Annotated in this window: 11 protein-coding genes; all 11 read left to right on the top strand. The window is 61.7% G+C overall.

Annotation, left to right across the window (positions count from 1 at the left end; translation table 11 throughout):
- Nucleotides 1-58: 58 nt before the first annotated feature.
- The 11 genes from QLG12_RS24920 to QLG12_RS24870 all read left to right on the top strand — a co-directional run bounded on the left by QLG12_RS24920 (nt 59) and on the right by QLG12_RS24870 (nt 12,920).
- The gene (locus QLG12_RS24920; RefSeq protein WP_282475385.1) at nt 59-1,069 is read left to right on the top strand and encodes an aspartate-semialdehyde dehydrogenase; all 1,011 of its coding nucleotides are present in this window, start codon (nt 59-61) and stop codon (nt 1,067-1,069) included.
- Between the two features lie 209 nt (nt 1,070-1,278).
- The gene (locus QLG12_RS24915) at nt 1,279-3,933 is read left to right on the top strand and encodes a FimV/HubP family polar landmark protein (protein WP_282475384.1); all 2,655 of its coding nucleotides are present in this window, start codon (nt 1,279-1,281) and stop codon (nt 3,931-3,933) included.
- A gap of 149 nt (nt 3,934-4,082) precedes the next feature.
- On the top strand, nt 4,083-4,907 hold the full coding sequence (truA, locus tag QLG12_RS24910) for a tRNA pseudouridine(38-40) synthase TruA (RefSeq protein WP_011333357.1): 825 nt from the start codon (nt 4,083-4,085) through the stop codon (nt 4,905-4,907).
- A 64-nt stretch (nt 4,908-4,971) separates the two neighbouring features.
- Nucleotides 4,972-5,586 (top strand): phosphoribosylanthranilate isomerase, encoded by a 615-nt coding sequence (locus QLG12_RS24905; RefSeq protein WP_282475383.1) that lies wholly within the window; start codon nt 4,972-4,974, stop codon nt 5,584-5,586.
- Between the two features lie 192 nt (nt 5,587-5,778).
- Entirely contained in the window at nt 5,779-6,699 is a 921-nt protein-coding gene (accD, locus tag QLG12_RS24900; RefSeq protein ID WP_064378840.1) for an acetyl-CoA carboxylase, carboxyltransferase subunit beta, read from the top strand.
- Nucleotides 6,696-8,003 (top strand): bifunctional tetrahydrofolate synthase/dihydrofolate synthase, encoded by a 1,308-nt coding sequence (folC, locus tag QLG12_RS24895; RefSeq protein WP_282475382.1) that lies wholly within the window; start codon nt 6,696-6,698, stop codon nt 8,001-8,003. Before accD ends, folC begins: the two co-directional genes overlap by 4 nt.
- Nucleotides 7,987-8,649 carry an SPOR domain-containing protein gene (locus tag QLG12_RS24890; protein ID WP_236194412.1) on the top strand — a complete coding sequence of 221 codons (663 nt, stop codon included), beginning with the start codon at nt 7,987-7,989 and terminating at the stop codon, nt 8,647-8,649. Before folC ends, QLG12_RS24890 begins: the two co-directional genes overlap by 17 nt.
- A 98-nt stretch (nt 8,650-8,747) precedes the next feature.
- Nucleotides 8,748-9,308 (top strand): CvpA family protein, encoded by a 561-nt coding sequence (locus QLG12_RS24885; RefSeq protein WP_007956464.1) that lies wholly within the window; start codon nt 8,748-8,750, stop codon nt 9,306-9,308.
- Nucleotides 9,309-9,349: 41 nt separating this feature from the next.
- On the top strand, nt 9,350-10,855 hold the full coding sequence (purF, locus tag QLG12_RS24880) for an amidophosphoribosyltransferase (protein ID WP_007956466.1): 1,506 nt from the start codon (nt 9,350-9,352) through the stop codon (nt 10,853-10,855).
- A gap of 80 nt (nt 10,856-10,935) precedes the next feature.
- Nucleotides 10,936-12,147 (top strand): O-succinylhomoserine sulfhydrylase, encoded by a 1,212-nt coding sequence (locus tag QLG12_RS24875; RefSeq protein WP_064594841.1) that lies wholly within the window; start codon nt 10,936-10,938, stop codon nt 12,145-12,147.
- Complete coding sequence (locus QLG12_RS24870) at nt 12,144-12,920, top strand: SDR family oxidoreductase (protein WP_108560723.1); 777 nt, start codon at nt 12,144-12,146, stop codon at nt 12,918-12,920. The genes QLG12_RS24875 and QLG12_RS24870 overlap by 4 nt, the downstream gene beginning before the upstream one ends.
- Nucleotides 12,921-13,065 lie beyond the last annotated feature (145 nt).

The following is a 13,065-nucleotide window of genomic DNA, read 5'->3' as shown; positions in this document are numbered from 1 at the left end:
CCTGTGCGCCAGTCACCCGGTAAAGTGCCGCTCCCCCCGTTTCGCCAGAGGTAGCAACATGACCCAGACCCTTGATATTGCCGTGATCGGCGCCACCGGTACTGTCGGCGAAACCCTCGTGCAGATTCTCGAGGAGCGCGACTTCCCGGTCGGCACCTTGCACCTGTTGGCCAGCAGCGAATCCGCCGGCAGCTCGGTGCTGTTTCGCAACAAAAACGTACGCGTGCGTGAAGTCGATGAGTTCGATTTCAGCAAGGTCAAACTGGCGTTCTTTGCCGCCGGCCCGGCCATCACCCTGAGTTACGCCGCCCGCGCTCACGCGGCGGGTTGCTCGCTGGTCGATTTGTCCGGCGCCTTGCCGGCGGATCAGGCGCCGCAAGTGGTGCCGGAAGCCAATGCCGATGTGCTGGCCGGTTTGAAAGCACCGTTCCAGGTCAGCAGCCCGAGCCCGTCGGCCACTACATTGGCCGTGGTGCTGGCGCCGCTGCTCGATCTGATCGAGCTCCAATATGTGCACGTCACCGCCAATCTGGCGGTTTCCGCTCAGGGCCGCGAAGCCGTGACCGAGCTCGCGCGCCAGACCGCCGAACTGCTGAACATGCGTCCGCTGGAGCCGACATTCTTCGACCGGCAGATGGCGTTCAACCTGCTGGCCCAGGTCGGTACGCCCGACGCGCAAGGTCATACGCTGCTGGAAAAACGTCTGGTGCGCGAACTGCGTCAGGTGCTGGCCAAGCCTTTATTAAAGATTTCCGCAACTTGTGTTCAAGCCCCGGTGTTTTTTGGCGATAGCTTTAGCGTGACCTTGCAGTCAGCGAGCGCGGTCGACCTGGAAAAGGTCAATGCTGCGCTTGAAGAGGCCGAGGGCATCGAGCTGGTCGAGGCCGGCGATTATCCGACTGCCGTCGGTGACGCGGTCGGGCAGGACGTGGTCTACGTCGGGCGCGTGCGCGCCGGTGTCGACGAGTCGTCGGAACTTAATCTGTGGCTGACGTCAGATAACGTACGCAAAGGTGCGGCCCTCAACGCCGTGCAGGTCGCCGAGTTGTTGATAAAAGACCTGCTGTAAAAGATACTTGGCAACAATTTGTCGACTGATTCTAGGTGAGCGCTATGCTTGCCCGAAGCGCTTGACGACGTGTCACCCTCCGGGACTTTCCGGGGCATCAAAGAAATGATCGCGCGCGGCATGCTGTCGTCGTCGCGCGCAATGCCTTACGGCAGCGACAATCAACATCTTCTCGCTGGCCGAGGAACGTTCAAACAAAGGAAGAGGCTATGGTTCAAGTTCGCAAACTGGTGTTAGCAATAGCGGCCGCCTCGGCGCTGTCCTCCGGTATGGCGCATGCCCTCGGGCTCGGGGAGCTGACCCTGAAGTCGACCCTGAACCAGCCGCTGGTGGCGGAAATCGAGCTGCTCGATGTCAAGGATCTGACCGCTGCCGAAGTGGTGCCGAGCCTGGCCTCGCCGGAAGATTTCGCCAAGGCCGGCGTCGATCGCCAGGCCTTCCTCAATGATCTGACCTTCACCCCGGTGCTCAACGCCAGCGGCAAGAGCGTGCTGCGTGTAACGTCGAGCAAGCCGTTGTCGGAACCGATGGTGAAATTCCTCGTGCAGGTGATGTGGCCGAACGGCCGTCTGCTGCGTGATTACAGCGTGCTGCTGGATCCGTCGAAGTTCTCGCCGCAGACCGCTGATGCCGCCGCCCAGCCTGCTCCGGCGCAAACCATCACCGCACCGACTACCGGCGCCACGCATTCGACCCACACCACCACGCCGCGCGACACCCTGTGGGAAATCGCCGCCAAGGCGCGCACCGGCGGTTCGGTGCAGCAGACCATGCTGGCGATTCAGGCCTTGAACCCGGACGCATTCATTGGCGGCAACATCAACCGCCTGAAAACCGGTCAGGTGCTGCGTCTGCCGGATCAAGTGCAAAGCACCGCGCTGCCGCAGTCCAAAGCGATTGCCGAAGTGGCGGCGCAGAACGAAGCCTGGCGGCAGGGCCGTCGTTATGTGGCCAAACCGGGCACAGGTCAGCAGCAGCTCGATGCGACCAATCGTGGCCGCGCCAATACCGGTGCTGCGCAAAACGCCAAGGACAACCTGAGCCTGGTGTCAGCCGAAAGCGCCAAGGCGCGTGGCAAGGGTCCGGCCGGCGATGCCAAGGCCCTGAGCAACAAACTGGCGGTCACTCAGGAAAGTCTCGACACCACCCGTCGTGACAACGAAGAGCTGAAAAGCCGCATGGCCGATCTGCAAAGCCAGCTGGACAAGCTGCAACGCCTGATCGAGCTGAAGAACAATCAACTGGCGAAGATGCAGGCCGAAGGTTCGGGCTCGGCTCCGGCCACAACGGCCCCTGTTGTTCCTGCGATCACTGCGGAACTGGCAACCACGCCACCGGCGACTCCGGCGGAGGTTGCGCCAGTCGCACCTGCGCCTGAGGCCGCTGCTCCGGCCCCGGTCGAGCCGGTTGTCGAGCCTGTGGTTGAAACGACGCCGGCCGCCAATGACGAAAAAACCTTCAATGAACTGCTGACCAATCCAATCCTGTTGGGTCTGGTCGGTGGCGGTGCAGTGGTTTTGCTGCTCCTGCTGTTGCTGCTGGCCCGTCGCCGCAAGGCGCAACAGGAAGCCGAAAAACACCTGCGCATGGCGCGTGCGCTGGAGGAGCAGTCCTTCTCCCAGGATCTCGATCTGCCGGAAAGCAGCTTCGAAGGTCTGGAGGTGCCAGCCGCCAGCGTCAAGCTGACCCCGGCTCCAGCTCCAGCTCCAGCTCCAGCAGCGGCGCCTGCCGCCGCTGCTGTAGTTGCGCCGGTCGTGATGGCCGAGCCGATCGCCGCGCCGCTGGTGGCGCCGGCTGCCGAGCGTTCCGACGACGTGCTGGACAAGGCGCAGTCGCACATCGACGGCGGTCGTTTGAATCAGGCCGCCGCGTTGCTGGAGGAGGGCGTGAGCCTGGAGCCGCAGCGCAGCGATCTGCGTCTGAAGCTGATGGAGGTTTACGGTCGCCAGGGTGATCGCGATGCCTTCGTCGGTCAGGAGCGTCAACTGGTAGCCAATGGCGACAACTTCGCCAAGGTCGAAGAGCTGAAAAGCCGCTTCCCGGCCATGGCGGTCGTTGCGGCCAGCGGTCTGGCGGCAGCGGCCATTGCCGCCGAGCTGGACGAGGATTACGTCAAGGACCTGTTGCTCGACGAGCCTGAAGCGCCAGCTGCTTCTGCTGCGGCAGATGACGATCTGGACAGCGCTTTCGACCTGAGCCTCGACGATCTCGACAACATCACGCCAGTTGAACCTGTGGCGGCTGTCGAGCCGGAAGCGCCGGTCGAGCTGGACGCATTCCCGACTGACGACGATCTGAGCTTCGAGTCGGTGCTGCAACAGCAAACCGACATCAAGGAAAACCTCGACGACCTGTCGGACTTCGACCTGGATCTGGACCTCGGTGCCGATCCTGCGCCTGCGCCGGTCGAGTTGGCAGACGATGACTTCCTGCTGGATCTGGACGAAGGCGTGAAGGATCTGCCGCTGGTCGAAACCCCGGCCGTGACCGACGTGCCGCAGGACGATCTTGAGCTGCCAGCCGATTTCGACCTGTCCCTGGCTGACGAAATGGACGCTGCGCCAGCCGAACCGGATGCGTTCGCCGCCGAGCTGGACGACGTCAACGCTGAGCTGGATCGCCTGTCGAGCAGCATCAACGAGCCAAGCTTCACCGAAGCAGATGCTGCGTTGGGCGATGATCTGGGTGAGGATGACTTCGACTTCCTGTCCGGCACCGACGAAGCCGCGACCAAGCTCGATCTGGCGCAGGCCTACATCGACATGGGCGACAACGATGGCGCGCGCGACATCCTCACTGAAGTGTTGACCGAGGGTAACGAGAAGCAGCGCGGCGAAGCGAAGGAAATGCTTTCCAGTCTGTAATTCGGATCAGGCGTTAAAAAAAGCGGCAGCCCATGAGGCTGCCGTTTTTGTTTGGGTCTGGTATCCCCGGTTCGCCGCCTTATAATGCCCGCCTTTGTAGATCAGCAGGCTGTACCGACTTGGCAAACATAGATAACCCGGCCGCCGAAATGGCACCCGAAGGCTTTTTCCGCGTCGCGCTGGGCGTTGAATACAAGGGCTCGCGCTACAGCGGCTGGCAGCGTCAGTCCACCGGTGTGCTCACCGTGCAGGAAACCCTGGAAAAAGCCCTGTCGAAGGTCGCCGACTCGCCGATCTCGCTGCAATGTGCCGGGCGCACCGACGCCGGTGTGCATGCGTGCGGGCAAGTGGTGCATTTCGATACCCAGGTCGACCGTTCGCTGAAAGCCTGGGTCATGGGCGCCAACATCAATCTGCCCCACGACATCAGCGTCAGCTGGGCGAAGATCATGCCGGCGCATTTCCATGCGCGATTCAAGGCGATTGCCCGGCGCTATCGCTATGTGATCTACAACGATCAGATCCGCCCGGCGCATCTCAACGAAGAAATCACCTGGAATCACCGTCCGCTGGACGTCGAGCGCATGGCCGAGGCCGCGCAATACCTGATCGGTACCCATGATTTCAGTGCGTTCCGTGCCGGCCAGTGCCAGGCCAAGTCGCCGATCAAGCAGATGCATCACCTGCGCGTGACCCGTCACGGCAAAATGATCGTTCTGGACATCCGCGCCAACGCGTTTCTGCACCACATGGTGCGCAACATCGCCGGCGTGCTGATGACCATCGGTGCTGGCGAGCGGCCGGTAGAGTGGATGAAAGAAGTGCTGGAGAGTCGTGAGCGGCGTTCCGGCGGGGTCACGGCGCATCCGTTCGGCCTGTATCTGGTGCAGGTCGAGTACCACGACGAGTTCCCGTTGCCCGAGCGATTCATCGGGCCACATTTCCTTACGGGTTTCGCGGAACTTGACGGCTGACGCCCTCGAACGCATTTGTTACCATCCGGGACTTTCTCGGATTTGCCTTGGGGTTTTTATCGACATGTCAGCCGTTCGCAGCAAGATTTGCGGGATTACCCGCATGGAAGATGCGTTGGCAGCCGTCGAGGCCGGGGCCGATGCCATCGGTTTTGTGTTCTACGCTAAAAGTCCGCGGGCCGTGACCGTGCAGCAGGCGCGGGCGATCATCGCCGCATTGCCGCCGTTCGTGACCACGGTCGGGCTGTTCGTCAACGCCAGTCGCTGCGAGCTCGGGGAAATCCTCGATGCCGTGCCGCTGGATCTGTTGCAGTTCCACGGCGATGAAACCGCCGCCGAGTGTGAAGGCTGGCACCGGCCTTACATCAAGGCCTTGCGGGTCAAGGCGGGCGATGACATTGCCGCCGCCTGCGATGCCTACCCGAGCGCCAGCGGCGTGCTGCTCGACACTTATGTCGAAGGCGTGCCCGGCGGAACCGGCGAGGCGTTTGACTGGTCATTGATTCCGCAGGGTTTGAGCAAACCGTTGATTCTGGCCGGCGGCCTGACGCCGGAGAACGTCGCCGATGCGGTCGCCCGGGTGCGGCCGTATGCCGTGGATGTCAGCGGCGGGGTGGAGACGAGCAAGGGCATCAAGGATCACGCAAAGATTCGTGCATTCATCAACGCCGTACGCTGATGTGACGGCTGGCAGACTGCCGCCGTCCACAGCTCTGTAGAAAAGAGGCTGAGGGTCTTTTCGGGGTGTACGCAGGTCAGTTCCGCTGACCCGGCAGCCCGGCCGATCATCGCCACACATGAATTTAGCTGAAGGGCATACGCGGGGCCGCGAACCAGAGCGTTCGGGCCGCCGGTACTGGAGAAAGAAAGCATGAGCAACTGGTTGGTAGACAAGCTGATCCCTTCGATCATGCGTTCCGAGGTCAAGAAGAGCTCGGTGCCTGAGGGTCTGTGGCACAAATGCCCGTCCTGCGAGGCTGTGCTGTATCGTCCGGAGCTGGAAAAGACCCTGGACGTTTGCCCTAAGTGCAACCACCACATGCGCATCGGCGCACGTGCGCGCATCGACATCTTCCTGGACGCCGAAGGCCGCGCCGAACTGGGCGCCGATCTGGAGCCGGTTGACCGTCTGAAATTCCGTGACGGCAAGAAGTACAAGGACCGCTTGGTCGCTGCCCAAAAGCAGACCGGCGAGAAAGACGCACTGGTCTCCATGAGCGGCACCCTGCTGGGCATGCCGGTCGTGGTTTCGGCGTTCGAATTCAGCTTCATGGGCGGTTCCATGGGCGCCATCGTCGGTGAGCGCTTCGTGCGCGCCGCCAACTACGCGCTGGAAAACCGCTGCCCGATGGTCTGCTTCTCCGCCTCCGGTGGTGCGCGGATGCAGGAAGCGCTGATCTCGCTGATGCAAATGGCCAAGACCTCGGCTGTACTGGCGCGTCTGCGTGAAGAAGGCATTCCGTTCATCTCCGTGCTGACCGATCCGGTCTACGGCGGCGTATCCGCCAGTCTGGCAATGCTGGGCGACGTGATCGTCGGCGAGCCTAAAGCCCTGATCGGCTTCGCCGGCCCACGCGTGATTGAGCAGACCGTGCGTGAAAAACTGCCGGAAGGCTTCCAGCGCAGCGAGTTCCTGCTGGAGCACGGCGCCATCGACCTGATCATCGACCGTCGCGAACTGCGTCCGCGTCTGGGTAACCTGCTGGCGCAACTGACCGGCAAACCGACGCCTAAATTCGTTGCTGCGCCGATCGAGCCGATCGTCGTTCCGCCGGTGCCTGCCAACGTATGACCGAGCGCACCCTTGGCGAGTGGCTCGCCTACCTTGAACAGTTGCATCCATCGGCCATCGACATGGGGCTGGAGCGTTCGCAACAGGTAGCGTCCCGCATGGGACTGGGCCAGCCGGCGCCACGGGTGATTACGGTCACCGGCACCAACGGCAAGGGTTCGACCTGCGCTTTCGTGGCTTCACTGCTGCGGGCGCAGGGCCTGAACGTCGGTGTCTACAATTCTCCGCACCTGCTGCGTTACAACGAGCGGGTGCAGCTCAATGGCGTCGAAGCCACTGACGTTCAGCTATGCGAAGCCTTCGCGGCGGTCGAGGCGGGGCGCGGCGACACTTCCCTGACTTACTTCGAAATGGGCACCCTGGCGGCGTTCTGGTTGTTTCAACAGGCCGGGCTCGATGCGGTGGTGCTGGAAGTCGGGCTGGGCGGGCGTCTGGACACGGTCAACGTGGTTGATGCCGATATCGCGCTGGTCACCAGCATCGGTGTCGATCACGCCGATTACCTGGGCAATACCCGCGAATCCGTGGCCTTCGAGAAGGCCGGGATTTTCCGTCAGGGCAAGCCTGCGCTGTGCGGCGATCTGAATCCTCCACAACCCCTGCTGGACAAGGCGCGCGAGCTTGCTTGCCCGTTCTTCCTGCGCGGGCGGGATTTCGATCTCGGCATCACTGATCAATTCTGGCAGTGGCGCGGCACTAATGCTGATGGTCAGGTCGTCGAGCTGCGCGATTTGCCGCTGCTCGATCTGCCGATGGAAAACGCCGCGCTGGCGTTGCAGGCGTATCTGCTGCTCGGTTTGCCATGGGATGCCGGGCAGATTGTTGCGGCGTTGCAGGCGACTCGCGTGGTCGGTCGCCTTGATCGTCGTTCGTTTGAATGGAACGGCAAGCGCTTGAATCTGCTGCTGGATGTTGGCCATAACCCGCATGCGGCGGAGTATCTGGCGCGGCGTCTGGCGGCTCGTCCGCCGGTCGGCAAGCGACTGGCGGTATTCGGCCTGTTGGCGGACAAGGATCTGGAGGGTGTCATCGGTGAATTGAATGCCGACGTCCAGCACTGGGCGGTGGCGCCGCTGGATTCGCCGCGTTCGCGTCCGGTGGATGAATTGAAACAGGCATTGCAGAACCTTGGCGCCTCGGTCACGTCTTATGACAGCGTGGCGGCCGCCCTGGAAGGGCAGTGTGCAGTGGCTACCAGCGACGACGAGATCTTGCTGTTCGGATCATTTTATTGTGTCGCCGAGGCCCTTGAATGGCTGTCTCGGCGCTCCACGGAGGAAGCGGCAAATGGCTTTGCTGGATAAAGCGTACAAGCAGCGCATGGTCGGTGCCCTGGTGCTGGTGGCGCTGGCGGTGATTTTCCTGCCGATGCTGTTTTCCCGTCAGGATGAACAGCGTCAGGTGACCGTCGAGGCGCCGGCTGCGCCGCAAGCGCCCGCCGTGGCGCAGATCCAGATGGAAACCGTGGCCGTGCCTGAGCCTCAGGTTCTGCCGCAAGAGCCAGTGCCGAGCGATGACGAAGTCGCCGAGCAGGCTGTGCCAACGGCGCCGATTGCTTCCGCCGCGCCAGCTCCGGCTCCGGCGCCGGTGGCCAAACCGGTTGCGCCGGCGCCTGCTCCAGCGGCCAAGCCAACCACGGCCCCGGCCCAGCCGATCGCTGCGCTTTCCACCAAGCCGGATACCACTCAGAGCCGCGTCGATGCCAATGGCCTGTCGGTGAGCTGGTCGGTGCAACTGGCCAGTCTGTCGAGCCGCGCCAGCGCCGAAAGTCTGCAGAAAACCCTGCGCAGCCAGGGTTACAACGCTTATATCCGTTCGGCCGATGGCAAGAACCGGGTGTTTGTCGGCCCGCTGATCGAGCGCGCCGAAGCCGATCGTCTGCGTGATCTGTTGAGCCGCCAGCAGAACCTCAAGGGGTTTGTGGTGCGCTTCCAGCCAGAGCGCGGCTGATATCTATCACTTCGATAGAAAAGCACTGAAAATCGCAGCTTACCGACAGCCATGCGCTCTGCTAAAATGCGCCGCCTTATCCGTCTGTAGGCTGCACTGTGCCATTTACCTGGGTTGACTGGGCGATCGTTGCAATCATCGCCATCTCCGCTTTGATCAGTTTGAGCCGCGGCTTCGTCAAAGAAGCATTGTCGCTGGTGACCTGGATCATCGCAGGAGCCGTTGCCTGGATGTTCGGTGGTTCACTGTCCGAGTACCTCGCCGGATACATTCAAACACCGTCGGCTCGTGTGATCACGGGCTGTGCCATCATGTTTGTCGCCACACTGATCGTGGGCGCAATGATCAATTATCTTATCGGCGAGTTGGTTCGCGTCACCGGGTTGTCCGGGACCGATCGGTTCCTCGGCATGGCTTTCGGCGCTGCGCGTGGCGTGTTGCTGGTGGTCGTGGCGGTCGGGCTGTTGAGCCTGGGGCCGGTACAGCAGGACGGGTGGTGGAAAGAGTCACAGCTCGTGCCAAAGTTTCTATTGGTCGCAGACTGGTCCAAGAACCTGATTCTCGGGTGGAGCAGTCAGTGGCTTGCCAGCGGAATCAGCGTACCCGCTGATATTCCGTTCAAGGAGCAACTCTTGCCGTCGGCCAAAACGCCTCAGTGAGTGTTGTTCAGTTCAGATCCATTAAGTAGGGGTTGCGTCGCATGTGTGGCATCGTCGGTATCGTCGGTAAGTCGAACGTCAATCAGGCGCTGTATGACGCGCTAACCGTGCTCCAGCACCGCGGCCAGGACGCTGCCGGTATCGTGACCAGCCATGATGGCCGGTTGTTCTTGCGCAAGGACAATGGTCTGGTGCGTGACGTGTTTCAGCAGCGTCACATGCAGCGCCTGGTCGGCCACATGGGTATCGGCCACGTCCGTTACCCGACTGCCGGCAGCTCGACCTCGGCCGAGGCCCAGCCGTTCTACGTCAACTCGCCGTACGGCATCACCCTGGCGCATAACGGTAACCTGACCAACGTTGAACAGTTGGCCAAAGAGATCTACGAATCCGATCTGCGTCACGTCAACACCAGCTCCGACTCGGAAGTGTTGCTCAACGTGTTCGCCCACGAGCTGGCACAGCGCGGCAAGCTGCAACCGACCGAAGAAGACGTGTTTGCCGCCGTGACCGACGTGCACAACCGTTGCGTCGGTGGTTACGCGGTCGTGGCAATGGTGACCGGTTACGGCATCGTCGGTTTCCGTGACCCGCACGGCATCCGCCCGATCGTGTTCGGCCAGCGTCACACTGACGAAGGCGTCGAGTACATGATCGCCTCCGAAAGCGTTTCGCTGGACGTGCTCGGCTTCACTCTGATCCGCGACCTGGCACCGGGCGAAGCGGTCTACATCACTGAAGACGGCAAACTGCACACCCGTCAGTGCGCAACCAACCCGTCTCTGACCCCTTGCATCTTCGAACACGTCTACCTGGCGCGTCCGGACTCGATCATCGACGGCGTGTCGGTCTACAAGGCTCGTCTGCGCATGGGTGAGAAGCTGGCCGAGAAGATTCTGCGCGAGCGTCCTGAGCACGACATCGACGTGGTCATCCCGATTCCGGACACCAGCCGCACAGCAGCACTGGAGCTGGCCAACCATCTGGGCGTGAAATTCCGCGAAGGCTTCGTCAAGAACCGCTACATCGGTCGTACCTTCATCATGCCCGGCCAGGCCGCACGCAAGAAATCGGTACGCCAGAAGCTCAACGCCATCGAGCTGGAATTCCGCGGCAAGAACGTGATGCTCGTCGACGACTCGATCGTTCGCGGCACCACCTGCAAGCAGATCATCCAGATGGCCCGCGAAGCCGGCGCGAAAAACGTCTACTTCTGCTCGGCGGCTCCGGCTGTTCGCTTCCCGAATGTGTACGGCATCGACATGCCGAGCGCTCACGAGCTGATCGCGCACAATCGTTCGACTCAGGATGTTGCTGATCTGATCGGCGCCGACTGGCTGATCTATCAGGACCTGCCTGACTTGATCGAAGCGGTCGGTGGCGGCAAGATCAAGATCGAAAACTTCGATTGCGCAGTGTTTGATGGCAAGTACGTAACCGGCGATGTCGACGAGGCTTACCTGAACAAGATCGAACAGGCACGCAACGATGCCTCGAAGGTCAAGACCCAGGCGGTCAGTGCGATCATCGATCTGTACAACAACTGAGTTTCAACCGGCCCTTAGGGGCCGGTTTTGTATCTGGCAAAAGACTTTTATTTATCGAGAACAGGGCAAGGAGTGACAGCATGAGTCAGGAATGGGATGCCGGTCGGCTGGACAGCGACCTCGAAGGCGTAGCGTTCGATACCCTGGCCGTACGTGCCGGTCAGCACCGTACGCCGGAAGGCGAACACGGTGATCCGATGTTCTTCACTTCCAGCTACGTGTTCCGTACCGCCGCCGATGCGGCTGCGCGGTTTGCCGGGGAAGTGCCGGGCAACGTCTACTCGCGTTACACCAACCCGACCGTTCGCGCGTTCGAAGAGCGCATTGCCGCGCTGGAAAGCGCCGAGCAGGCGGTGGCCACGGCCACCGGCATGGCCGCGATCATGGCGGTGGTGATGAGCCTGTGCAGTGCCGGCGACCATGTGCTGGTGTCGCGCAGCGTGTTCGGTTCGACCATCAGTCTGTTCGAGAAGTATTTCAAGCGTTTTGGCGTGGAAGTCGATTACGTGCCGCTGGCCGATCTGTCGGCCTGGGACGCAGCGATCAAGTCCAACACCAAATTGCTGTTCGTCGAATCGCCCTCCAACCCGTTGGCTGAGTTGGTGGATATCACCGCGCTGTCGGAAATCGCGCACGCCAAGGGTGCGATGCTGGTAGTCGACAACTGCTTCTGCACGCCTGCCTTGCAGCAGCCGCTGAAGCTGGGCGCAGACATCGTTGTGCATTCGGCCACCAAGTTCATCGATGGCCAGGGCCGTTGCATGGGCGGCGTGGTTGCCGGTCGCAGTGAGCAGATGAAGGAAATCGTAGGCTTCCTGCGTACCGCCGGGCCGACCCTCAGCCCGTTCAATGCCTGGATCTTCCTCAAAGGCCTGGAAACCCTGAATCTGCGGATGAAGGCGCACTGTGCCAACGCTCAGCAACTGGCCGAGTGGCTGGAGCAGCAAGATGGCATCGAGAAAGTGCATTACGCCGGTCTCAAGAGCCATCCGCAGCACGAACTGGCTCAGCGTCAGCAGAAAGGTTTCGGCGCGGTGGTGAGCTTCGAGGTGAAGGGCGGCAAAGAGGGTGCCTGGCGCTTTATCGATGCGACCCGTTTGATCTCGATCACTGCCAACCTGGGTGACAGCAAAACCACCATCACTCACCCGAGCACCACGTCCCATGGCCGTCTGGCGCCGCAGGAGCGTGAAGCGGCGGGGATTCGTGACAGCCTGATCCGCATCGCGGTCGGTCTGGAAGACGTGGCTGACCTGCAAGCCGACCTGTCGCGCGGTCTGGCGGCGTTGTGATCGAGTTGTCTACGCCAAAGATCGGCACTCATGGCCGCGTTGCATTGGTCACGGGGGCCGCGCGCGGGATCGGTCTGGGCATCGCGGCATGGCTGATCAGCGAAGGCTGGCAGGTGGTGTTGACGGATCTGGATCGAGCGCGAGGTTCGAAAGTGGCGAAGGTACTCGGCGAAAACGCCTGGTTCATCGCCATGGACGTCGCGGACGAAAGCCAGGTGGCGCTTGGTGTCGCTGAGGTGCTGGGGCAATTCGGTCGTCTGGATGCGCTGGTGTGCAACGCTGCCGTGGCCGATCCGCACAACATCACGCTGGAAAGCCTCGATCTGGCTTACTGGAATCGGGTGCTGGCGGTGAACCTCGGTGGGCCGATGTTGCTGGCCAAGCACTGCGCGCCGTATCTGCGTGCGCACAACGGGGCGATCGTCAATCTGGCCTCGACCCGTGCGGCGCAGTCGGAACCTGATACGGAAGCTTATGCGGCGAGCAAGGGTGGTTTGCTGGCGCTGACCCACGCGCTGGCGATCAGTCTCGGGCCGGAGATTCGCGTCAATGCGGTCAGCCCAGGCTGGATCGATGCGCGGGATCCATCCGTGCGGCGCGCGGAACCGCTGACCGATACCGATCATGCCCAGCATCCGGCGGGCAGGGTAGGGACGGTCGAGGATGTGGCGGCGATGGTGGCGTGGTTGCTGTCGAAGAATGCAGGGTTTGTGACAGGCCAGGAATTCGTGGTCGATGGCGGCATGACCAAGAAGATGATTTATAAGGAATGAAGCAATTTCGTCTTTTTTAGAAAAACTTCAATCCTGCTATTGACTTAGGTTCGCTACCTGCGTAAATTTCGCGGCCTCGGAGATGCAAACGGGTGATTAGCTCAGCTGGGAGAGCGTCTGCCTTACAAGCAGAATGTCGGCGGTT

The organism is Pseudomonas sp. V88_4 (genome assembly GCF_029967985.1).
GTDB classification, from domain to species: Bacteria; Pseudomonadota; Gammaproteobacteria; order Pseudomonadales; family Pseudomonadaceae; genus Aquipseudomonas; species Aquipseudomonas glycinae.
This window is presented reverse-complemented; position numbering and strand designations above follow the sequence as displayed.